General features: G+C 53.6%; 23 protein-coding genes. 12 read left to right on the top strand and 11 right to left on the bottom strand.

Annotated features, from left to right (window positions below; all coding sequences use genetic code 11):
* Window positions 1-54: 54 nt before the first annotated feature.
* From rpmG to radC, 3 genes are all read right to left on the bottom strand, one after another.
* The gene (gene rpmG, locus AC3EMD_RS00620; RefSeq protein WP_002922510.1) at window positions 55-222 is read right to left on the bottom strand and encodes a 50S ribosomal protein L33; all 168 of its coding nucleotides are present in this window, start codon (window positions 220-222) and stop codon (window positions 55-57) included.
* 20 nt (window positions 223-242) lie between these two features.
* On the bottom strand, window positions 243-479 hold the full coding sequence (gene rpmB, locus AC3EMD_RS00615) for a 50S ribosomal protein L28 (RefSeq protein WP_002436699.1): 237 nt from the start codon (window positions 477-479) through the stop codon (window positions 243-245).
* Window positions 480-695: 216 nt separating this feature from the next.
* A complete protein-coding gene (radC, locus tag AC3EMD_RS00610) occupies window positions 696-1,361 on the bottom strand; it encodes a RadC family protein (protein WP_012540307.1) in 666 nt (221 codons plus the stop codon).
* A 172-nt stretch (window positions 1,362-1,533) separates the two neighbouring features.
* Here radC and coaBC point away from each other — a divergent pair, with 172 nt between their 5' ends.
* From coaBC to AC3EMD_RS00590, 4 genes are all read left to right on the top strand, one after another.
* A complete protein-coding gene (coaBC, locus tag AC3EMD_RS00605) occupies window positions 1,534-2,748 on the top strand; it encodes a bifunctional phosphopantothenoylcysteine decarboxylase/phosphopantothenate--cysteine ligase CoaBC (protein ID WP_032691473.1) in 1,215 nt (404 codons plus the stop codon).
* Window positions 2,726-3,184, top strand: coding sequence for a dUTP diphosphatase (gene dut / locus AC3EMD_RS00600; protein WP_012540306.1), 459 nt, complete (start codon window positions 2,726-2,728; stop codon window positions 3,182-3,184). Before coaBC ends, dut begins: the two co-directional genes overlap by 23 nt.
* 124 nt (window positions 3,185-3,308) lie before the next feature.
* Complete coding sequence (gene slmA, locus AC3EMD_RS00595) at window positions 3,309-3,905, top strand: nucleoid occlusion factor SlmA (protein ID WP_008806831.1); 597 nt, start codon at window positions 3,309-3,311, stop codon at window positions 3,903-3,905.
* A gap of 175 nt (window positions 3,906-4,080) precedes the next feature.
* A complete protein-coding gene (locus AC3EMD_RS00590) occupies window positions 4,081-5,097 on the top strand; it encodes an SMP-30/gluconolactonase/LRE family protein (RefSeq protein WP_008806830.1) in 1,017 nt (338 codons plus the stop codon).
* Between the two features lie 37 nt (window positions 5,098-5,134).
* On the opposite strand, the gene pyrE is transcribed toward AC3EMD_RS00590, so the two are convergent.
* From pyrE to AC3EMD_RS00560, 6 genes are all read right to left on the bottom strand, one after another.
* Window positions 5,135-5,776: an orotate phosphoribosyltransferase gene (pyrE, locus tag AC3EMD_RS00585; protein WP_008806829.1), complete on the bottom strand. Its 642-nt coding sequence runs from the start codon at window positions 5,774-5,776 to the stop codon at window positions 5,135-5,137.
* 111 nt (window positions 5,777-5,887) lie between these two features.
* Window positions 5,888-6,604 (bottom strand): ribonuclease PH, encoded by a 717-nt coding sequence (gene rph / locus AC3EMD_RS00580; protein WP_002922602.1) that lies wholly within the window; start codon window positions 6,602-6,604, stop codon window positions 5,888-5,890.
* A gap of 95 nt (window positions 6,605-6,699) precedes the next feature.
* Window positions 6,700-7,839 carry an ABC transporter permease gene (locus tag AC3EMD_RS00575; protein ID WP_012540305.1) on the bottom strand — a complete coding sequence of 380 codons (1,140 nt, stop codon included), beginning with the start codon at window positions 7,837-7,839 and terminating at the stop codon, window positions 6,700-6,702.
* A complete protein-coding gene (locus AC3EMD_RS00570) occupies window positions 7,826-8,743 on the bottom strand; it encodes an ABC transporter ATP-binding protein (protein WP_016161962.1) in 918 nt (305 codons plus the stop codon). Before AC3EMD_RS00570 ends, AC3EMD_RS00575 begins: the two co-directional genes overlap by 14 nt.
* The gene (locus AC3EMD_RS00565; RefSeq protein ID WP_008806826.1) at window positions 8,736-9,701 is read right to left on the bottom strand and encodes an HlyD family secretion protein; all 966 of its coding nucleotides are present in this window, start codon (window positions 9,699-9,701) and stop codon (window positions 8,736-8,738) included. Before AC3EMD_RS00565 ends, AC3EMD_RS00570 begins: the two co-directional genes overlap by 8 nt.
* 86 nt (window positions 9,702-9,787) lie before the next feature.
* Window positions 9,788-11,488: a bifunctional lysophospholipid acyltransferase family protein/GNAT family N-acetyltransferase gene (locus tag AC3EMD_RS00560; protein ID WP_302073879.1), complete on the bottom strand. Its 1,701-nt coding sequence runs from the start codon at window positions 11,486-11,488 to the stop codon at window positions 9,788-9,790.
* A gap of 643 nt (window positions 11,489-12,131) precedes the next feature.
* On the opposite strand from AC3EMD_RS00560, the gene AC3EMD_RS00555 reads away from it, so the two are divergent.
* From AC3EMD_RS00555 to AC3EMD_RS00545, 3 genes are all read left to right on the top strand, one after another.
* Window positions 12,132-12,995 carry a YicC/YloC family endoribonuclease gene (locus AC3EMD_RS00555; protein ID WP_008806823.1) on the top strand — a complete coding sequence of 288 codons (864 nt, stop codon included), beginning with the start codon at window positions 12,132-12,134 and terminating at the stop codon, window positions 12,993-12,995.
* A gap of 182 nt (window positions 12,996-13,177) precedes the next feature.
* Window positions 13,178-13,924: an isocitrate lyase/PEP mutase family protein gene (locus AC3EMD_RS00550; RefSeq protein WP_044649745.1), complete on the top strand. Its 747-nt coding sequence runs from the start codon at window positions 13,178-13,180 to the stop codon at window positions 13,922-13,924.
* Window positions 13,925-13,926: 2 nt separating this feature from the next.
* Window positions 13,927-14,985, top strand: a complete 1,059-nt coding sequence (locus AC3EMD_RS00545; RefSeq protein ID WP_012967052.1) for a bifunctional transcriptional activator/DNA repair enzyme AdaA — start codon at window positions 13,927-13,929, stop codon at window positions 14,983-14,985.
* A 57-nt stretch (window positions 14,986-15,042) separates the two neighbouring features.
* On the opposite strand, the gene AC3EMD_RS00540 is transcribed toward AC3EMD_RS00545, so the two are convergent.
* Window positions 15,043-16,293: a chloride channel protein gene (locus AC3EMD_RS00540; protein ID WP_032756021.1), complete on the bottom strand. Its 1,251-nt coding sequence runs from the start codon at window positions 16,291-16,293 to the stop codon at window positions 15,043-15,045.
* A 275-nt stretch (window positions 16,294-16,568) separates the two neighbouring features.
* Between AC3EMD_RS00540 and AC3EMD_RS00535 the strand changes: the two genes are divergently transcribed.
* Entirely contained in the window at window positions 16,569-17,186 is a 618-nt protein-coding gene (locus AC3EMD_RS00535; RefSeq protein WP_012540300.1) for a trimeric intracellular cation channel family protein, read from the top strand.
* A gap of 5 nt (window positions 17,187-17,191) precedes the next feature.
* Here the strand turns inward: AC3EMD_RS00535 and ligB are convergent, their stop codons facing one another.
* Window positions 17,192-18,868 carry an NAD-dependent DNA ligase LigB gene (ligB, locus tag AC3EMD_RS00530; protein ID WP_048268328.1) on the bottom strand — a complete coding sequence of 559 codons (1,677 nt, stop codon included), beginning with the start codon at window positions 18,866-18,868 and terminating at the stop codon, window positions 17,192-17,194.
* A 257-nt stretch (window positions 18,869-19,125) separates the two neighbouring features.
* Between ligB and gmk the strand changes: the two genes are divergently transcribed.
* Genes gmk through trmH form a run of 4 tightly spaced genes read left to right on the top strand, consistent with a single transcriptional unit; the run spans window position 19,126 to window position 22,912 of the window.
* Window positions 19,126-19,749 (top strand): guanylate kinase, encoded by a 624-nt coding sequence (gene gmk / locus AC3EMD_RS00525; RefSeq protein ID WP_002922664.1) that lies wholly within the window; start codon window positions 19,126-19,128, stop codon window positions 19,747-19,749.
* 54 nt (window positions 19,750-19,803) lie between these two features.
* Window positions 19,804-20,079, top strand: coding sequence for a DNA-directed RNA polymerase subunit omega (rpoZ, locus tag AC3EMD_RS00520; RefSeq protein WP_000135058.1), 276 nt, complete (start codon window positions 19,804-19,806; stop codon window positions 20,077-20,079).
* Window positions 20,080-20,097: 18 nt separating this feature from the next.
* The gene (spoT, locus tag AC3EMD_RS00515) at window positions 20,098-22,218 is read left to right on the top strand and encodes a bifunctional GTP diphosphokinase/guanosine-3',5'-bis pyrophosphate 3'-pyrophosphohydrolase (RefSeq protein ID WP_008806818.1); all 2,121 of its coding nucleotides are present in this window, start codon (window positions 20,098-20,100) and stop codon (window positions 22,216-22,218) included.
* A 4-nt stretch (window positions 22,219-22,222) separates the two neighbouring features.
* Window positions 22,223-22,912, top strand: a complete 690-nt coding sequence (gene trmH, locus AC3EMD_RS00510) for a tRNA (guanosine(18)-2'-O)-methyltransferase TrmH (RefSeq protein ID WP_008806817.1) — start codon at window positions 22,223-22,225, stop codon at window positions 22,910-22,912.
* Window positions 22,913-22,916 lie beyond the last annotated feature (4 nt).

Below are 22,916 nucleotides of genomic sequence, written 5' to 3'. Positions count from 1 at the left end.
AATGGCAATAAAAAACCCCGCCGGGGCGGGGTTTTCATTACAAGAAAGCGAAAATTATTTGATTTTAGCTTCTTTGTAGATAACGTGCTGACGTACAACCGGATCGTACTTTTTCAGTTCCATTTTTTCCGGTTTGGTACGCTTGTTCTTCGTGGTGGTGTAGAAGTGACCAGTACCAGCGGAAGAAACCAGCTTGATTTTCTCACGAATACCTTTAGCCATGATTTATTTCCTCTAAGTACTTAGTACTTTTCGCCACGGGCACGCAGTTCAGACAGAACTGTATCGATGCCTTTCTTATCGATTACACGCATACCTTTAGCAGATACGCGCAGGGTGACAAAACGCTTCTCGCTCTCAACCCAGAAACGGTGAGAGTGCAGGTTCGGCAGGAAACGGCGTTTAGTCGCGTTCAGTGCGTGGGAACGGTTGTTACCGGTCACCGGACGCTTGCCAGTAACTTGGCAGACTCGGGACATGTCTATTCTCCAAAAATCAAATTAGCTCGAGCTTCGTATGGGGTATTGGCGCCTCGTCAGGCTTTACAGCCTGGTCATCGCAGTTCAATGTGAACTCTCGACTGCCAGGCCCAAATGCCAAACCCGAGATTCTCAAAGGTGGCGTAGTATACGCTGACTCGGCGATGTGCTCAAGTCCCGAACAGACAAAGATCCCGAAGGATCGCCAGTTCGGGGCTAAATCCAGCCACGCTCGGCAAAAGATACATACGCACCGCGGCCGATAACCAGATGGTCAAGCACGCGTATCTCCATGAATCGACAACATTTTACCACCCTTTCGGTAATCAGCCTGTCTGCCTGGCTCGGCTCCGGACTACCGGAGGGATGATTATGCGCAAGGATCACGGCGGCAGCGTTCACTTTGATGGCTTCGCGTACAATTTCTCGCGGATGCACCTCAACGTGGCTAAGAGTACCAGAAAAAAGGCGACTATGTTTCAACACCCGATTCTGATTATCTAAAAAGATCACCATAAAGATCTCGCGCTCCTCTTCCGTGAGCTGGCTTTGTAAAAATTCCCGCGTCGTCGAGGGGCTGACCAGCGCAGCCTCCTCGACCAGCTGTGAGCTAAAATAGCGTCGCGCCAGCTCGGCAATACCCTTCAGTTGCGCATATTTCGCCAGCCCCAGTCCATCCACGGCAATCAACTGCGCTTTATCCGCGGAAAGCAGAGCGTAGAGCGAGCCAAAACGCTGCAGTAACGCCTGCGCATAGCTGAGCACATCCTGACGACGCGTGCCGACGCGCAGAAACAGCGCCAGCAGCTCAACATCCGTTAGCGCTTCGATGCCGTACTGCAACATCTTCTCTCGTGGCATCAGATTTTCCGTTTCGTCCATGCGCCCTCCTGGGTGAATTTGCCTATCCTGGCACAGCCTGACGGCGCTGCCGACCCGCTGCTTTTCACCCTGCGTAGCCGCTCGCAAAGTGAATGCCCACCAGAGGCACGACGACGACAGGATTGTGATAAGATGCGCGGATTCTGGTCTACGGCAACAGGAAGACATCATGATGACTCTGGCGGGTAAAAAAATCGTCCTGGGCGTCAGCGGCGGTATCGCGGCGTATAAAACCCCGGAACTGGTGCGCCGACTGCGCGAACGCGGCGCGGAGGTGCGTGTCGCGATGACGGAGGCGGCAAAAGCGTTCATCACCCCACTCAGCCTGCAGGCGGTATCCGGCTATCCGGTTTCCGACAGCCTGCTCGATCCGGCGGCGGAAGCGGCCATGGGCCATATTGAGCTCGGGAAATGGGCCGACCTGGTGATCCTCGCCCCGGCAACCGCTGATTTAATCGCCCGCGTGGCGGCCGGCATGGCCAACGACCTGGTGTCGACGATCTGTCTTGCCACCCCTTCCCCGGTTGCCGTGGTGCCCGCCATGAACCAGCAGATGTATCGCGCGCAGGCCACCCAGCAGAATCTGCAGACGCTGGCTTCCCGCGGCCTGCTGCTGTGGGGACCGGACAGCGGCAGCCAGGCCTGCGGCGACGTCGGCCCGGGGAGAATGCTCGATCCGTTAACCATCGTGGAGATGGCCGCGCAGCATTTCGCCTCCCCTGTCAAAGATTTGCAACATCTCAACCTCATGATTACCGCGGGCCCGACCCGTGAGCCGTTGGATCCGGTGCGTTACATCAGCAACCACAGCTCAGGCAAAATGGGCTTCGCGATTGCCGCCGCCGCCGCGCAGCGGGGCGCGAACGTGACCCTGGTCAGCGGCCCGGTATCACTACCGACACCGCCGTTTGTGCAGCGCATTGATGTCACTACCGCACTGGAAATGGAAGCCGCCGTCCAGGCCGGCGCTCAGCAGCAGCATATTTTTATTGGCTGCGCCGCGGTGGCGGATTACCGCGCCGCCGTCATCGCCGAAGATAAAATTAAAAAACAAGGTGATGAATTAACAATAAAAATGATTAAAAACCCGGATATCGTGGCCGGGGTTGCGGCGCTAAAAGCCCATCGCCCTTACGTCGTTGGGTTTGCCGCCGAAACGAATAATGTGGAAGAATATGCGCGGCAAAAACGTGCCCGCAAAAACCTCGACCTGATTTGCGCTAACGATGTTTCTCAGCCTGATCAGGGCTTTAATAGCGATAACAACGCATTACACCTTTTCTGGCAGGATGGGGAAAAGCGCTTACCACTTGAGCGCAAGGAACTCCTGGGCCAATTATTACTCGACGAGATCGTGACCCGTTATGATGAAAAAAATCGACGTTAAGATTCTGGACCCGCGTGTCGGCCAGCAATTTCCGCTGCCGACCTATGCCACCTCCGGCTCCGCCGGACTTGACCTGCGAGCCTGTCTCGACGACGCCGTAGAGCTGGCGCCGGGTGCAACCACGCTGTTGCCGACGGGCCTTGCGATTCATATCGCCGATCCCTCTCTGGCGGCGGTAATTCTGCCACGCTCCGGCCTGGGCCATAAGCATGGCGTAGTACTGGGCAATCTGGTGGGCCTCATCGACTCCGATTACCAGGGGCAACTGATGGTGTCCGTCTGGAACCGCGGTCAGCAGAGCTTTATTATCGAGCCGGGCGAACGTATCGCGCAGATGGTCTTTGTGCCGGTCGTGCAGGCGGAATTTAACCTGGTGGAAGAGTTTGACGCCACCGACCGCGGCGAAGGCGGCTTCGGTCACTCAGGGCGTAAATAAGCCCAGCAACACGGAACCTGCATCCCAACGCGCATAACGCAATAACATCACCGCAAACTCCGGTTTGCGGTCGCGTTGTGGATGTCTGCCTGACAAGTGCTTATTTTCAGGGGTATTTTAAAACATGGCAGAAAAGCAAACTGCGAAACGGAATCGTCGCGAAGAAATACTTCAATCTCTGGCGCTCATGCTGGAATCCAGCGATGGTAGTCAACGTATTACCACCGCGAAACTGGCGGCTTCCGTCGGCGTCTCCGAAGCCGCGCTGTATCGCCATTTTCCCAGCAAAACCCGCATGTTTGACAGCCTGATCGAGTTCATTGAAGACAGTCTGATTACGCGCATCAATTTGATTTTGAAAGATGAAAAGGACACGACCGCGCGCCTGCGCCTGATCGTTCTGTTGATTCTTGGGTTTGGCGAGCGTAATCCTGGGCTGACGCGTATCCTCACCGGGCACGCGCTGATGTTCGAACAGGACCGGCTACAGGGCCGCATCAACCAGCTTTTTGAGCGCATCGAAGTGCAGCTGCGTCAGGTGATGCGCGAGAAAAAAATGCGTGAAGGCGAAGGCTACACCCTCGACGAAACCCTGCTGGCCAGCCAGCTGCTGGCCTTCTGCGAGGGTATGCTGTCGCGCTTTGTGCGCAGCGAGTTCAAATATCGTCCGACGGATGATTTCGAGGCCCGCTGGCCGCTGGTCGCCGCACAGCTGCAGTAAATCCTCACATGCAGCCGCCAGGCTGCATGATTCTCCTCGCAATCTGCGTAAGTTTGTTGCAAATCCCAGGGCCATTGGTTGAATTGCCCAATGCGCGTTTCCGCTTTCCTTTCCTACTATCCAGCTTGCTGATCGTTTCACCCTCCCCCAACACCACCCGACAAGGAGAGATTTGATGGCGACGTCACGGCGGGATTTATTGAAGATAGGCGGGTTGGCAACCGCATCGCTACTAGTCAGTCAAAAAAGCTTCGCAGCATGGGCCCCTTCTGAACGCTATCCTGACCCACGCATCGTGGCCGTCGATGACAGCTTTCGTCGCTATATGCTTGCCAGCGCAAAGGTTGAACGCATCGCCAGCGGCTTCCGTTGGGCGGAAGGCCCGGTCTGGTTCGGCGACATGCGAATGCTGCTGTGGAGCGACATTCCGAATAACGCCATCATGCGCTGGGATGAAATCAGTGGAGAAACCAGCGTCTTTCGCTACCCGGCCAATTATAGCAATGGCCACGCCCGCGACAGACAGGGGCGCTTAATCAGTTGCGAGCACGACACCCGCCGCATTACGCGTACCGAATACGATGGATCTGTCACCGTACTGGCCGATAGCTACCAAGGTAAGCGCCTCAATTCCCCAAACGATATCGTTGTGAAGTCAGACGGTACCATCTGGTTTACCGACCCGCCATTTGGCATCAGCGGCTTTTACGAAGGCCACAAAGCAACGCCAGAATTGCCGCAAAACGTCTATTGCCTGGAGCCGGAAAGCCGCAAACTAAGCGTGGTATTGGGCGACATAAAAGGGCCAAATGGTTTGTGTTTCTCGCCGGACGAAAAGACCCTGTACGTGGTGGAAAGCCGGGCGACACCGAACCGCTTAATTCTGGCGTGGGACGTGGAAGGCAATACGCTGAAAAATAAACGGGTGTATCTCGACTGTGGCAACGGTACCGCCGATGGGATCGCCTGCGACGCAGACGGCAATCTGTGGTGCGGATGGGGAAGCGGAAACGAAGAACTCGACGGCGTGCGGATCTTTAACCCTCAGGGTAAGCATATCGGCACCATTCAACTGCCGGAGCGCTGCGCGAACTTGTGTTTTGGCGGCGAACAGCGCAATCGGCTGTTTATGGCGTCCAGTACGTCAATCTATTCGCTGTACGTCAATGCGCAGGGCGCTAAGCTGGTATAGAGGAAATATCCGGCAGCCGAGGCTGCCGGATGCATCATCAGATGCCGTAGGCTTCACGATAGGCACGAACTGACGCCAGATATTCCGCCATCTCGGGTTTCTCTTCCAGATAAGCAATCAGCTCTTTCAGAGTGATGATTGAGATAACCTGGCAGCCGTAATCCCGCTCCACTTCCTGAATAGCGGAAATCTCGCCGCGGCCGCGCTCCTGACGATCCAGGGAGATCAGTACGCCCGCCAGCTGGGCGCCCTGGGCCTGGATAATCTCCATGGATTCGCGGATCGCCGTACCGGCGGTGATCACGTCATCCACCAGCATCACACGCCCCTGCAGCGGGCTACCGACCAGGTTGCCGCCTTCGCCGTGGGTTTTTGCCTCTTTGCGGTTAAAGCAGTAAGGCAGATCGCGGTCATGATGCTCAGCTAACGCCACCGCGGTGGTGGTGGCGATCGGAATACCTTTATAGGCCGGGCCAAACAGCAGGTCGAACTCAATCCCGGAATCCACCAGCGCCTCGGCATAAAAACGGCCCAGCAGTGCCAGATCGCGCCCGGTGTTAAACAGGCCGGCGTTGAAGAAATAGGGGCTCTTGCGCCCGGATTTCAGCGTGAACTCGCCAAACTTAAGAACCTGCTTGCTAAGCGCAAACTCAATAAACTGGCGCTGATACGGCTTCATGGATTCGCTCCTTTTGGTACTTTCATCATTGTCAGACTACGCGCTCATCCTTTGCAGGTGTAATGAAGGATGAAGCGCAAAAAAAAGGCGACTTCTCAGTCGCCTTAATCATTAATTTTCTAACGCCGCCTTCTGCGTCGTGATAATGGATTCGATCCCCCCTCGGGCTAACGCCAGGAGAGTGAGGAGCTCTTCATGGGTGAACGGCTCGCCTTCTGCCGTCCCCTGCACCTCAATAATGCGGCCATCTTCGGTCATCACCACGTTCATGTCGGTTTCCGCTGCGGAATCTTCGATGTACTCCAGATCGCAAATGGCTTCGCCGTTAACGATACCAACGGACACCGCGGCAACCATCCCCTTCATTGGGTTGGTTTTCAGCTTGCCGGCTGCCACCAGTTTGTTCAGCGCATCGGCCAGCGCCACGCAGGCCCCGGTAATCGACGCCGTACGGGTGCCGCCATCGGCCTGCAGCACATCGCAGTCGAGTGTGATGGTGAATTCACCCAGCGCTTTCAGGTCAACCGCCGCGCGCAGCGCGCGAGCGATCAGACGCTGAATTTCCATCGTCCGGCCGCCCTGCTTGCCTTTTGCTGCTTCACGCGCGTTACGCGTGTGCGTTGAGCGCGGCAGCATGCCATATTCAGCGGTGATCCAGCCCTGCCCCTGTCCTTTCAGGAAACGCGGAACGCCTTCGTCAATGGAAGCGGTGCACAACACTTTGGTATCACCGAATTCGACCAGCACGGAGCCTTCAGCGTGTTTTGTGTAATTACGGGTCAGGGTGACGGGACGCACCTGATTAGCGCTACGGCCTGCTGGACGCATGATAGAAATCTCCGGCTTGAAACGAATGTGGGGCGCATTATACGAATTTCATGGCGAAAAGCCTATGCCAACACGTGCCGGGCACGCACATAATGTCAGTCCAGTGTTTTACGATAAGATTTCAACCCCACGCCAATCACTATCACCGCCAGGCCGATCAGTGGCAAAAGGTCGGGTAATAATGCCATCGCAGAATAGCCTTTCAGCATGATGCCCTTAACCAGTCGGATGAAATAGGTCAGCGGTAAACAGGAGCCAATGGCTTTCGCCCAGTCAGGCATACTAATAAAGGGGCTGATAAAGCCGGAAAGCATAATGGAAGGAATAAAGTAAAATGACGACATTTGCAGCGCCTGCAGTTGGTTTTGTGCCAGGCCAGAAATACCAATGCCAATTGACAGGCAGAGGAAAACATATATTAACAGCACAAAAAAAAGCAGAAAAACGCTACCATGAAGGGGAATATCGAACAATAGCACAGCGGCAATCAGAATTAACGTCGCCTGGAACAAACCGATGACAACAAAAGGCGTTATCTTCCCGACAATGACCTCAAACCCGGTCAAAGGAGAGACCAGTAAATTTTCTAACGCCCCGTTTTCTCGCTCACGGGTAATAGACAGGGCGGTCATCAGGATCAAGGTGGTACTGAGTATCGATCCCATAATACCTGGAATAGTATTAAACTGGGTAATCCCCTCAGGGTTAAACATCCGATGGATAATAAGCTCGAAATCATCCTCTTTTTGCGAGACACGCATGTCGCCCGGCAAATCGTGTTGAAACATCGATTTCGCCACCTGTACAAGGGCACTTAGCGCATTCCCCGTGGTTATCGGATCGATGGCATCCCCCTGAATTAACAGCTGAGGCTTTTCTCCACGCAGCATCTTGCGCGTAAACCCCTCAGGAATTGTCACGATAAAAGTGACATCTCCCCGAACGAAAGCTTTCTGCGCCGCCTCTTCTGAATCGACAGGAATCATTGAAAAATACCCTGTATTTTGCGCTTCCGTCACAAAAATATGACTCATGCGTTCGGTATCGTAATTTAATAACGCGGTAGGAAGATTATGGGGATCCATATTGATCGCATAGCCAAGAATGATCAGCTGAAAAATAGGTGTCAGGAGCACCATACTAATGCTGACTTTATCACGACGTAATTCGTGGATTTCCTTAATAACCACGCCGATCCAACGGGTAAAGGAGAAGCTTAAATTAATTTTTTTCACAATCGTTTTTCATCAAGTAGGTAAATGCATCTTCAAGATTGGTAGCCACCTGACAGAACTCATAGCCCTGTTGTGTAAATGCAAAAAGCGTGGACTTTAATTTGGCTTCATCTCTGGAAGTAATATAAAGCTGATTGCCAAAAATGACCGTTTGCTCAATATCCGGCAAGCGTTGTAGCTGGTTTTCAAGCAGCGTCAGACCGGTGCCACTGGTTCGCATGGTGATCAGATTCTGGGACGCGATAATCGACGAAATAGTGCCATTCGCCAACAGACGGCCATAAGACAGATAGGCAACCTTATGGCAGCGCTCGGCCTCATCCATATAATGCGTGCTCACCAGGATTGAGATCCCTCTGTCCGATAACTGATGCAGCATTTGCCAGAACTCTCGCCGCGCTTTCGGATCCACGCCAGCGGTTGGTTCATCGAGAAACAACAAAACGGGTTCATGCAACATGCAAGCGGCGAGGGCCATTCTTTGCTTCCAGCCGCCAGAAAGCTCCCTGGCCTGCTGATGCTGTCGGGTAGTGAGGCCTAACTCTGAAAGCGCGCGTTCAACCCGGGCTTTACGTTGGTCGAGGCTATACAACCGCGCGATAAAAAGTAAGTTTTCCCGGATGGTTAAATTTCCCCACATTGAGAAATACTGGGTCATATAACCTATCTTTTTTTTTATTTTTTCCCGCTGCGTAAAGATGTCCATGCCCAGACAAGAGCCTTCACCTGAATCCGGGGTAATCAAACCACACATCATCCGAATCGATGTTGTTTTCCCGCTACCGTTCGGCCCAAGAAAACCATAAATTTCGCCTTTTGCCACCTGCAAAGAGAAATCCTTTACGACGTGATGCTCACCAAAATACTTATTGAGATTTTTTACATCAATACAAAGATTATTCATTACCAATAACCTCCACATCAAACGGCTGGCCGATTTTCATCCGCTCAGCCTGCTTCCGGGCAGGAACAGCCTCAGCCATAAAAATGAGTTTCTCCCGGCGTTTCGTACTATAAATAACCGGAGGCGTAAATTCCGCTTCAGGACTGATGTAGTTAATCACGCCAGCAATGGGCTCAGCGCAACCATCGCATATCAGTTTTACCTTAGTTCCGATTTTAAATTTACCAAGCATCGCCTCGGGTATAAAAAAGCGTACTTTTATATTCTCAGGAGGTAACAGACTAATTATTGGTCTGCCGGCAGTGGGCCGTTCACCAGCGCGATAAATAATATCGAAGACTTTAGCATTGACCGGAGAAACAATCGTCGTTTGCTGGACATCCCAAAGCGCCTTATCACGTTCGAGTTTTGCCGCGGCCACCATCGAGAGCTGTTTGCTAATCTCATCCTGACGGGCAGGCAGTTGCCGCGCTTTGAGTTGATTAATTAACTCTTCAACCTGCGCGCCTTTTTGCGTTAACTCATCCCGGATATCCTCCCATTCTGCGAGCGAGATGGCGCGACTGGCGTAAAGATTACGATACCGCTCAAGCTGACGCTTTACCTGGGATTCCGCCGATCGTGCTTTTTTAATCTGGGCACGAATAATATCCAGCTCTTCAGGCCGTTCTCCCGACTCCAGATTTCGCAATAATGCGCTCTCTGCAGAAAGTTTTTCCTCAGCTCGCAGGAAAATATTTTGCGCATCAAAGGACTCAATCTTCACTAACTCTTGTCCAGGCGTGACATTATCTCCTTTCTTAATGAATAGCTGTTCAATTTTTGCAGTGGAAGAATAAGAAAGATAGACAAATTCGCCATGTGAATAACCAGATAACCTGTTCTCCGGTTTGTTATCACACCCCGTTATCATCAGCATCGCTATCACAACAATAAATATAGTTACTGGCTTTTGCATTAAAACGCATCCGTACGCATAGAGTTTTTCATTACTGATGTCTGGATTGAATTATTCTCATTCCAAACCCTAACGTTATCGTCAGTTTAATCCTTTAAATAATGCTTAAAGTATATTTCATTCAATTTATCGAGAGCACTCAGGTTTAAACCAGCGATCGAGTGAAAAGCATCATCTTTTGTGAATGCAAGAATCGACGATCCGCCTGGAGAAAACCATTTAGCGCTCTGTTTAAAAGGCCATGGTAGTTCATAACCTTTTTCTCTCAGTAAATCGTTAAGCACACGCCAGTCGTCTCTAAAATCATTTCCGGAAAATGGGCTATCACTTTGTGCATCTTCTGCAGTGAATAATTGAATTGGCGTACAAAAGTTAACCGAACTGGGAAAGTACATATTATAAAAGCTTACAATGAGTTTCTGTACCTCTTCAGGAAAAGAGCCGGGGATCGTCAACACACCTAACAAATATTTATAGTCTGGATATCTTTTTATAAAATCAAATATCCCGCGCCATAAATAATCAAGAACATTACTTTTTTGATAAGGCTTCTGGATAAATCCACGGCCGATTTCCACACACTGGCTTAAACAGGAATAGGCATTATTATGGTACTTGAACAGGCTGTTGCTATAGAGGCCTGTTATTCCATGTTGCGCTAACTGCTCACCAACGGGTATTAGACGATAGGCACCCAGTATTTCTTCATCAGAAGGATCCCATAAAATGACATGGTAATAGGTTTCATCAAAAACATCATTATCTCTGTCTTTACCGGATCCAGCGCCAATATCGCGATAACAGCGCTCGCGTAAGCGCCCTAGCTCATCAATAATGGGTGAGTCTCCGAGGGTATTGCAGCGAAATATCAATAATTTTCTACCATCATCAAATTGTCTTAATACTTCGCACTCTTCTATTGCGTTTATTAAACTCTCTCGACTACCTGTTAATTGTTGCGGAGAAACCGTATCTACCAGCGCCGGGCCATTCTCTCCGATGCTCTGGAGATGCATCAAGCATACACTTGACGCGGCAGACAGATCTTTATTAAATCGATTAAACGAAGATAAGGCTATTTGCTGCCCTACTTTGATTTTCATGGTCTTACCACGATGGCGTAGCGCTTCACGAATAATCATTATATTTGACAGTTGCCGCCAGACCGTCGCAGCTAAATAATAAGTTTTGCTGTTTGATCCCATAATATGGACAGGTACCAGCGCCGCGTTGTTTCTCATCGCCAATTGTAAAAAACCGGGATTCCATTGGTGTTCCTGTAAACCTGAAAGAGACCAGCTAGCCAACTTACCTGCAGGACAAATAATCAACACACCACCGTTCTTCAGGTGATCGTTCATTTCCCTGAATTTCTTATGGCTCATCTTACCAGCCATATTCTCAATACCAATGGTAAGTTCTGCCACCTGTGGGAATATCATTGGCAAAATATGGTTAGCCACTATTTTTATATCTTTCCTGACCTGAGCGATAGTATGTATTAAAGCAATACCATCCATTACCGTCGGATGATTTGAAATAACAACTGTAGCACCCTGTCGGGGTATATTATTAAAGTCAGAGTATTCCGTTTCACATTGGACGTTAAAAAAATCAATGACCGAACTAACCCAATGCACACCATTTTTATCAATTAACCGTTCGTCGTTTATTAAACGAGAGAATATCTTATTGCCAAATGCGGCTCTGAAAACCCATTTTTTCCAGTGTGGAATATTGGTATCTGGGAAAAACTCTCTAATGACTCTGTCAAAGATAGCGTTCATATTAAAATCCTTTTTATAGAACTAATCCAAAACGACTATACTCGTGATCCTTCTGTCGGACAATACCGCCCAAAATGAAAACCCACTAATACAAAATTAATGAATATAGTTGAAGTGATAATATTCATGAAGACAATATAAACAATAACAGGTTTAATATATTCGCCGCAATAAATTCAAAAAAAGAATACATAATACTTAAAGATAATATACCGTAGTATTTCCAGTGGTTATATTTGGCACGAAAGCATCACTCTGATCAGATTTTCCGACAAGAAACTAGCTCGTATAGCATCATCTGTATTTGATGTTCACGCCAAATAACATAAAACCATTAACTACAGCAAAAAGTAATATCTCCCCGCGGTCAACAAAGCGCAGGAAAACCATTTCTTCAGTAAGCCCAAATAATTAACCACATATAACTTAACAGCGTCATTGACGTAAAATCGCTAATACAAAACGTCTTATTTTTACCCACAACAGAAGCATACCGCTCGCTTAACTTAGTAATTGCATGAAATAGATTGTGGCTATGCCCCTCAAAACAATCGCCATCCAGGTATTTCATCACTATTCCTGTTAAGTCACCGCCCGCATAGCTATAATCCTTGCATTCATTATTACGAAAACAGGAACGTCTATGATCCGCAGTATGACCGCCTATGCCCGCCGTGAAATCAAGGGTGACTGGGGTAGCGCCGCATGGGAGCTGCGCTCGGTAAACCAGCGCTATCTGGAAACGTACTTCCGCCTGCCGGAGCAGTTCCGTAGTCTGGAGCCCGTGGTACGCGAGCGCATTCGCGCCCGCCTGACTCGCGGTAAAGTCGAATGCACCCTGCGTTTTGAACAAGATCCCAGCGCTCAGGGTGAACTTATCCTCAACGAAAAGCTGGCTAAACAGCTGGTCAACGCTGCCAACTGGGTGAAAATGCAGAGCGATGAAGGGGAAATCAACCCGGTTGATATCCTGCGCTGGCCGGGCGTGATGGCCGCCAAAGAGCAGGATCTCGACGCCATCGCCGCCGACATTCTGGCCGCTCTTGATGGCGCGCTGGACGACTTCATCGTCGCCCGCGAAACGGAAGGCCAGGCCCTGAAAGCGCTTATCGAGCAGCGGCTTGAAGGGGTGAGCGGCGAAGTGACCAAAGTTCGCGCCCATATGCCGGAAATCCTCCAGTGGCAGCGCGAGCGTCTGGTTGCCAAACTGGAAGACGCGGAAGTGCAGCTGGAAAATAACCGTCTTGAGCAAGAGCTGGTGCTGATGGCGCAGCGTATCGACGTTGCCGAAGAGCTGGACCGCCTCGAAGCGCACGTTAAAGAGACCTACAACATTCTGAAAAAGAAAGAGGCTGTGGGTCGCCGTCTCGACTTTATGATGCAGGAGTTCAACCGTGAGTCGAACACCCTGGCGTCAAAATCGATTAACGCCGAGGTCACCAACTCCGCGATTGAGCTGAAGGTACTGATCGAGCAAATGCGCGAACAGATACAGAATATCGAGTAACGCTTTCTCACCCATCCAGGCACTACCGTATAAAAGGTCATGATCAATCATGGCCTTTTTATTTATCTCTCCCGCCGGCTGACGATAAGAATCTACGTATAAAAATAGTCGTCCAGTTTTCGGTTGTGGCAAATGAGCCCAACGCGGCACAGTCTGGGGACACACCGCCGCGGGAGAAAAGAATGAACTTCAACGCGCTTCACCAGCAAAACCAACCGTTGTTGCTTGCCAACGCCTGGGATGCCAGCAGCGCTCAGGCCGCTCAGCAGGCCGGTTATCAGGCGCTGGGCTCCTCCAGCGCTGCTATCGCCGCAATGTTAGGGTATGAAGATGGCGAAGAGATGAGTTTTGACGAGCTGTTATATATCGTCTCACGCATCAAAGCTGTTAGCGAACTGCCGTTAAGCGTCGATTTAGAGGCGGGCTACAGCGCCACAACCAGCCACATCATTGACAATATCCAGCGTCTGGCGCATCTCGGCGTGAGCGGAATAAACCTCGAGGATAGTCATGTGGTGAATAATACGCGTCGTCTTGACGATGCCGTGGTCTTTGCCGCCAAAATCCAGGAAATCACCCACGCTTGTCCCGATATGTTTGTTAATGTCCGCACCGATACCTTTCTTCTCAACATACCAAATGCACTGGATGAGACGCTCTATCGCGGTCAGTTATACGCTAACCATGGTGGATGCGGTTTTTTTGTGCCTTGCGTCACCCGCGCGGAAGATATTACCGCCATTGTCCGCCACGTGCCTTTACCCTTAAACGTAATGTGTATGCCTGAGCTGGCAGACTTCAGTACCTTATCGGCACTGGGCGTAAAACGAATTTCGATGGGCAATTTTATTCATGCTGCCACACAGGCCAGACTGAAAGACTTATTATGTCAGGTGCAAGCTAACTACTCTTTCTCGGGTGTTTTTTGACCATGAAAATTACCGACAGCATCCAGTGCGATATCTGGTATCAGGCGCTGCTTGAACGCGCTGTGGAGTTTACCGGCGTCTTTTTCGTTGGCGTGAAAACCACCGGCGTTTTTTGTATCTCGGTCTGTCGGGCGCGAAAACCCAGGCGGGAAAACGTCGAATTCTATAATGACGTTAAATCCGCGCTGGATGCCGGGTTCCGGCCATGCAAAGTCTGTCGCCCGACGGAGAATGCCCGGACAGCCCCCGCCTTTGTTGAGCAAGCGCTCCGCCTGCTGCGAGAAGACCCGAAGGTTCGTCTCAGTGATAGCGAACTACGTCAGCACGATATTAGCCCGGAACGCGTTCGCCGCTGGTTCCTGCAAAACCACGGGATCACCTTTCAGGCTTTTCAACGGATGCAGCGCGTTAATATGGCGCTTCAGGAGCTGAAAGCAGGCCGATCAACCACCGATGTCGCTTTCGATAGCGGCTATGAGTCCTTAAGCGGTTTCGGCTATACCTGCAAAAAATTGACCGGTTCCGCACCCAGCGCGCAACGCCAGGTTGTTTTAATTCATCGTTTTACCACCCCGTTAGGGCCAATGTTTGTTTGTGCAACGCAGCGGGGGATTTGTCTGCTGGAGTTTGTCGACAGACGAGCGCTGGAGACAGAATTCAGCGACCTGCAGCGACGGTTCGACGCCAGCATCATCGCCGGTGAAAACGCCCACACCCGGCAGGCGCAACAGGAAATAACGGAGTATTTTGCCGGGCGGCGTCAATCGTTCGAGGTGGCGCTTGATACCCCAGGCAGCGAATTCCAGCGAGCGGTCTGGCGCCATTTACAGTACGTTAGCTTCGGTGAGACGACGCATTATCAATCGATTGCGATGGATATAGGTAAACCAACGGCCACGCGCGCGGTGGCTGCAGCAAACGGCGCTAACCGCGTCGCGATTATCATCCCCTGCCATCGAATTATCGGCAAAGATGGTTCGATGACCGGTTACGGCGGCGGCGTTGCACGTAAAAAATGGCTTATTAACCATGAGGCAACCATCAGGGAAAAATGCGGCTGATTTTACTTCCCGGATGAAGGGCCCCTCCCTGTTCACTTTCACTGCGGCTCGGTAAACCTATTTTTTGTCCAGCGCCCGGCAGGTTAAAAACGCCCCTGCCGCGCACAGCAGCGCCGGAGCCAGATAGCTGTGATCCATGTGGGTGAACTCCATCACCAGCACCACCGCAGTCAGCGGCATCTGCATGGAGGCGGCGAGAAACGCGGCCGCCCCCACCAGAGCGAAGCTGCTTTTATCTCCACCAGGGAAGCCGAGCTGCCAGAGCGCGCAGAGCAGCAGACTGACCAGTCCGCCTACCGCCAGCCCCGGGGTTAACAATCCACCCTCCGCGCCGCCGCGCAGCACCGCCAGGATCACCACCATCTTCAACACTAACAGGATAGCGACCATAGAGAGAGGCAGCCCGTCGCTGAGCGCCAGCTGCATTGGTCCCTTGCCGTTGCCCGGAAGTTCCGGGAAATAAAGGCTCAGGATGGCAAGAAGGGAAAACCCCAGCAGACAGAACACCGGCATCTGCCAGTTACTTCGGACGCGTGAACGCGCTGCGCTGGTCGCTTTACGAAAGAGCCAGGCGCCGGTGCCAAGAATCGGGCCCGCCAGAATCGCCCACCAGAGAAAGGAATGCGGAAGCGTGCTGGAAACAAAATGGTATTGCGATTCATCCCCTAACCCCAGGGTAGCCGTCCACGCGGCAATCGCCGAGGTCATTATCGCCGCCAGCGTTTTTTCCCAGCTAAACGACAGCAGCATGACCTCAAGGCTGAACAACGCCCCTGCCAGCGGGACGTTATAGACCGCCGCCAGACCGGCGCCCGCCCCACAGGCGATCAGGGTGCGGGTTTCATCTTCCAGCAGGCCCAGCTTACGCGCCACCATCCCCGCCCCCAGCGCGCCCATTTCCCGGGGCGCCACTTCGCGGCCAAGCGGGGAACCCAGCGCTACGGTGACGATCTGCAGCAGGGCGTGGATCGTCGTGGTGCCTGCTGGCATGGGTACGGAAGGGTTGGCCACCGCCGCCGCAATGGAAACCCGCTTCTGCCCATAGCGACCAAGCAGCCACCAGCCAAATCCGGCGACGACGCCGCCGGCCACGATTGCCGCGATGCGGCGTGGCCAGGACGACTCCGTGACGCCCTGTAAAAATGACACCGAACCGACGATCTGCCCGGCACTGTAGCCAAAAGCCAGGTGCTGTATCGCGTGTAAAATCAGCGCCAGCACCATGCCGGCCAGACCAGCCAGAATCCCGGTTAATACCACGGCTATCAGGCGGGTCAGATTGTTTTTATTCCCGGCGGCGACGCTCATTTTCTCAGGCCTTGAAAAGGAAAAATAAAAGAATAAAGGACGAGACTTAAACATTGCGTAATCATAGTGTCTTCGATAGTGATACCCGTCGCTTCACTTAGCATTACTTTTTCTAATCAATAAAAATACCTAAAAAATCAATAAACCTTTAAATCAAGCCATCACAGATACTACTTCCATTAATTTTTCCTGGCGTAAATGATTCGCTTTAGAAAATCTCAATCGTGATCCTGCGCACAAATCGTTAACCTGCCCGCCATTATCTGGGGGGATCTATGCTGCTTCATGTTCTGTATTTAATCGGTATCACCGCGGAAGCCATGACCGGCGCGCTGGCTGCCGGGCGCCGGCGGATGGACACGTTTGGCGTCATCATTATCGCCACCGCGACCGCGCTGGGCGGGGGTTCCGTTCGCGATATCCTGCTGGGACATTATCCTCTCGGCTGGGTGAAACATCCGGAATATGTCATTATTGTCGCTGTCGCCGCCGTCCTCACCACCATTGCCGCTCCAGTGATGCCTCACCTTCGCCGGCTGTTTCTGGTGCTGGACGCGCTGGGGCTGATCGTGTTTTCCATCATCGGCGCGCAGATCGCCCTGGATATGGGCGAAGGTCCGATCATCGCCTCTATCGCCGCGGTCATCACCGGCGTTTTTGGCGGCGTACTGCGCGATATGTTCTGCAAACGCATTCCGCTGGTCTTCCAGAAAGAGCTCTATGCCGGGATCTCGTTTGCCGCAGCCGTACTCTATATTGCCCTGCAACATTACGTCAGCAGCCACGATGTGGTGGTGCTGGCTACGCTGCTGTTCGGCTTTACCGCCCGCATGCTGGCACTGCGCTGGAAACTGGGGCTACCGGTCTTCCACTACACCCATGATAGCCACTAACCGCCTCAAAATCCGGGGATGCGCTGCCCACTGAGCCATTGCGCCAGCGCCACCACATCCGGATGGTGCAGGAAGGCCACCAGCTGGCGGGCTCTGATCTCCCCCACGCCCGGCAGCGCGCGCCATTGCGCTTCACTTTTTGCCGCCAGCAGATGCCAGTTTTCGCTTTCGAGCTGCGTCAGCGCCCCCTGAGGCACCGGGAGCCCCATCGCCAGCACCCAGCGGATAAAAGGCCGTTTGCGAACGAGATCAAATTGATGCCAGAGGTGCTGCCCGCGGGCAGCGGAGATCCCTGGCACCGCCTGCAGCTGCTCCACCGTAAGCGCCAGCCAGGAAAAAATATGCGTCATCGGGTTTTGCTGCTGAATGGCGCGCCATAAATGTTCCCCCACGCCATCGACATCCAGCGCGGACTTTGATGACAGCCAGATCAGCCGGGAAAGAAACTGTTCGCTGCACTCAGGGGTGGCGAAATAGCAGGTTAGCGCATTGAATTTCGCCGCCGGCGGCGTCGGTTTATGGCGCTCGGCCGTCCGCCAGACGACGGCGTCGATCCGAGGAATACCCTGCCCTGCCAGACTGATCTGCAGCTGATCGCCAACCCCAATATCCAGCGCCTGCCAGCGGGCCACAGAGCCAACATTAACCCGCTGCACGCGTTTATCATCCAGCCGCTGGGGCTCAAGCTGGGCCACGACGTTGAGCCTGCCGCTGCGGCCAGTGCTGAAATGGATCGCCCGTACCTCCATCACTTGCGAGGCCGGAGGATACTTCCAGGCCGCCAGCCACTCTCCCTTTCCGGGAGACCAGGCACGTCCCGGCGGTTCGCGCCCTTCGCGCACAATCACGCCATCGCTGACGAAGGGAAGCGGCGAGCGATACCAGCGCTGGCGCCACTCCGCCACCTGTTCGACGCGCGTCGCCGGGTGGGTATATTGCCCGCTGTACTTAAACCCCGCCTGCGTCAGCAGCTGCTGTCGACGGCGCATATCCGACGGGCCGTCTGGCCAGGCCCAGATAAAAACGTCCAGTTGACTGAGCGCCGCCGCCGCGTCGGCTCGCATCATCAACCCGGCGACTTTCGCCCGCGCGTTCATCCCCCCAGCCTGCTGCTGAACATGGCCGTCCCGGCGCAGAAACAGCTCCCCCTGCAGCACGCTGTTGGCCAGTTCACCGGTCGTCACTTTCGCCAGCGCCGGGATCTGCCGCGCTCGGGCGGTCCATGCCTCACCGCGCAGACCATCGCCGCGGCTAATGGCCTGAACCAAACTCCCCTGGCGATAGACCAGGGTCACCGCCACGCCGTCCACTTTAGGCTGTATCCACAGGTCGGTTTTATTTTTCATCCAGTGGGCCACGCTGACCTCATCCACCAGCTTGCGCACGCCGGTATGGGCCACCGGATGACGCGCATCGCCGGTGGGCGGAGGCAGATCGTCATCTTCAGGCGTCGTGCCCGGAAAGCATTGTCGCCACTGCGCCAGGCGCAGGGTGAGCTGGTCGTAAACCTCATCGCTCACTTCGCTGGCGCCTTGTCGCCAGTAGTCCTCTTTCCAGGCGACAATTTGCTGATGAAGGCGTGAAATCTCCTGCCTTCCTCTGGCCGGCGGCCAGTCCGGACACGTCGCCAGCGCGCTGGCAGAGAACATCCCTAGCGCCAGCCACCACCCTCCTTTTCGCATAGCAGTCCCTCCTTCATCACCTGGCGGAGAGTCTGCTGTAGAACACCGCGAACCGCGATGGGTACTTTTTCGCCTTGCGAAGCGCCTTCCAGGATTTACGCCTCATTGCAGCAACGGCTGGCGAATTCAGGAAAACGGCAGGCAAAATGAAAGAAACCGCGGCAAAAAGTGTGACAATGACTGCGTCACGCCGCGGCGACGTGTATAATAGGCTCGTATGTAGGACCTCTTTCGATAACCACATACAAAAGACACTCATGGCTCAAGGCACGCTTTATATTGTTTCCGCCCCTAGCGGCGCGGGTAAATCCAGCCTGATTCAGGCTTTATTAAAAACCCAACCGTTGTATGACACCCAGGTATCGGTTTCCCATACCACGCGGGCGCCGCGTCCGGGTGAAGTGCACGGCGAACACTATTTCTTCGTGAATCACGACGAATTCCGCTCGATGATTGGCGAAAACGCGTTTCTGGAACATGCAGAGGTCTTTGGCAACTATTACGGCACGTCGCGTAAAGCGATCGAGCAGGTGCTGGCGACCGGCGTCGATGTCTTCCTCGATATCGACTGGCAAGGTGCGCAGCAGATCCGTAAAAGCATGCCCGGCGCACGCAGCATTTTTATTCTGCCGCCGTCAAAAGATGAACTGGACCGTCGCCTGCGCGGCCGCGGCCAGGACAGCGAAGAGGTGATCGCGAAACGGATGGCCCAGGCCGTTGCGGAAATGAGCCATTACGCGGAATATGATTACCTGATTGTGAACGATGATTTTGACACCGCCCTGAGCGACCTGAAAAATATCATCCGCGCTGAACGTCTGCGCATGAGCCGCCAAAAGCAGCGACATGGCGCTTTAATCACCAAACTATTGGCAGACTGAACCCACATTCAGTATCATGCCCAGTCATTTCTTCACCTGTGGAGCATTTTAAGTATGGCACGCGTAACTGTTCAGGACGCTGTAGAGAAAATTGGTAACCGTTTTGACCTGGTACTGGTCGCCGCGCGTCGCGCTCGTCAGATGCAGGTAGGCGGAAAGGATCCGCTGGTACCGGAAGAAAACGATAAAACCACCGTTATCGCACTGCGCGAAATCGAAGAAGGTCTGATCAACAACCAGATCCTCGACGTACGTGAGCGCCAGGAACAGCAAGAGCAGGAAGCCGCTGAATTACAAGCCGTTACCGCGATTGCTGAAGGTCGTCGTTAATCACACAGCGGGTCGCCCTTGTATCTGTTTGAAAGCCTGAATCAGCTGATTCAAAACTACCTGCCGGAAGAGCAAATCAAGCGCCTTCGGCAGGCGTATCTCGTTGCACGTGACGCTCACGAGGGTCAGACACGTTCAAGCGGTGAACCCTATATCACGCACCCGGTCGCGGTAGCCTGCATTCTGGCCGAGATGAAGCTCGACTATGAAACGCTGATGGCCGCGCTGCTGCATGATGTGATTGAAGATACCCCCGCCACCTACCAGGACATGGAACAGCTTTTTGGTAAAAGCGTTGCCGAACTGGTAGAGGGGGTGTCGAAACTTGATAAGCTCAAGTTTCGCGATAAGAAAGAGGCGCAGGCCGAAAACTTTCGCAAAATGATCATGGCGATGGTGCAGGACATCCGCGTCATCCTCATCAAGCTTGCCGACCGCACCCACAACATGCGTACTCTGGGCTCGTTACGCCCGGATAAACGCCGCCGCATCGCCCGCGAAACGCTGGAAATTTACAGCCCGCTGGCGCACCGTTTAGGTATCCATCACATCAAGACCGAGCTCGAAGAGCTGGGCTTTGAAGCGCTGTACCCTAACCGCTACCGCGTCATTAAAGAGGTGGTCAAAGCGGCGCGCGGCAACCGTAAGGAGATGATCCAAAAGATCCTCTCTGAAATCGAAGGGCGTTTGCAGGAAGCGGGGATCCCCTGCCGCGTCAGCGGTCGCGAAAAGCATCTGTACTCCATCTACTGCAAAATGGTGCTTAAAGAGCAGCGTTTTCACTCGATCATGGATATCTACGCCTTCCGCGTTATCGTCCATGATGCCGATATCTGCTATCGCGTGCTCGGCCAGATGCACAGCCTCTACAAACCGCGTCCAGGTCGTTTCAAAGATTACATCGCCATTCCGAAAGCGAACGGCTATCAGTCTTTGCATACCTCGATGATCGGCCCCCACGGCGTCCCGGTCGAGGTACAAATTCGTACCGAAGACATGGACCAGATGGCGGAGATGGGGGTTGCGGCGCACTGGGCTTATAAAGAGCACGGCGGCGAAAGCAGCACCACCGCGCAAATCCGCGCTCAGCGCTGGATGCAAAGCCTGCTGGAGCTGCAGCAGAGCGCCGGCAGCTCGTTTGAATTTATCGAGAGCGTAAAATCCGATCTGTTCCCGGATGAGATTTACGTTTTCACCCCGGAAGGTCGCATTGTCGAACTGCCCGCCGGTGCCACGCCGGTGGACTTCGCCTACGCGGTGCATACCGATATCGGCCATGCCTGCGTTGGCGCGCGCGTCGATCGCCAGCCTTATCCGCTGTCGCAGCCGCTCTCCAGCGGCCAGACTGTCGAAATTATCACCGCGCCGGGCGCACGCCCGAATGCCGCCTGGCTGAACTTTGTCGTCAGCTCGAAAGCGCGCGCCAAGATCCGTCAGTTGCTGAAAAACCTTAAGCGCGACGATTCGGTCAGCCTTGGCCGTCGTCTGCTCAATCACGCGCTGGGCGGAAGCCGCAAACTCGCCGAGATCCCGCCGGAGAATATCCAGCGCGAACTCGATCGCATGAAGCTGGCCACGCTTGACGATCTGCTGGCGGAAATCGGTCTGGGCAACGCCATGAGCGTCGTGGTGGCGAAAAACCTGCAGCAGGGCGAAGCCGCTGCGGCGCCGGTACCGGCTAACGCGTCGAACCACGGCCATCTGCCGATCAAAGGCGCCGATGGCGTGTTGATCACCTTCGCCAAGTGCTGTCGCCCGATCCCAGGTGACCCGATTATCGCCCACGTCAGCCCGGGTAAAGGGCTGGTTATCCACCATGAATCCTGTCGTAACATTCGCGGCTACCAGAAAGAGCCGGAGAAATTTATGGCAGTTGAGTGGGATAAAGAGACCGCTCAGGAGTTCATCACCGAAATCAAGGTGGACATGTTTAACCACCAGGGCGCGCTGGCTAACCTGACGGCGGCGATCAACACCGCGTCTTCCAATATCCAGAGCCTGAATACGGAAGAGAAAGATGGCCGCGTATACAGCGCCTTTATCCGCCTGACCGCGCGTGACCGCGTGCATCTGGCGAATATCATGCGCAAAATCCGCGTCATGCCGGACGTGATTAAAGTCACCCGTAACCGAAACTAGCTTTATGAACTCAAAGCGCTACGAGCGTATCTGCGAGATGCTCGCCAGGCGTCAGCCTGACCTGACGGTCTGCATGGAGCAGGTCCATAAGCCTCATAACGTCTCTGCGGTCATTCGGACCGCAGATGCCGTTGGCGTACACGAAGTGCATGCCGTCTGGCCAAGCAGCCGGATGCGTACCATGGCCTCCGCCGCCGCGGGCAGCAACAGCTGGGTGCAGGTGAAAACCCACCGCACCATCGCAGATGCCGTCGGCCACCTGAAAGGCCAGGGTATGCAAATCCTCGCCACTCACCTTTCCGACAAAGCCATCGATTTTCGTGAAATCGACTATACGCGTCCAACCTGCATCCTGATGGGCCAGGAGAAAACCGGCATCACCCAGGAAGCGCTGGCGCTGGCCGATCAGGACATCATTATCCCGATGATCGGCATGGTGCAGTCGCTGAACGTCTCCGTCGCCTCGGCGCTGATCCTTTACGAGGCGCAGCGCCAGCGGCAAAACGCCGGGATGTACCAACGCGCCAACAGCATGCTGCCGCCGGAAGAGCAGCAGCGCCTGCTGTTCGAAGGCGGTTATCCGGTGCTGGCCCGCGTCGCCCGACAAAAAGGTCTGCCTTACCCCCACGTCAACGAGCAGGGCGAAGTGGAAGCCGATGACGCATGGTGGGCTACCATGCAGGCAACGAGGTAAACCT

The sequence above is a fragment of the Klebsiella sp. PK18 genome (assembly GCF_057784655.1).
This window is presented reverse-complemented; position numbering and strand designations above follow the sequence as displayed.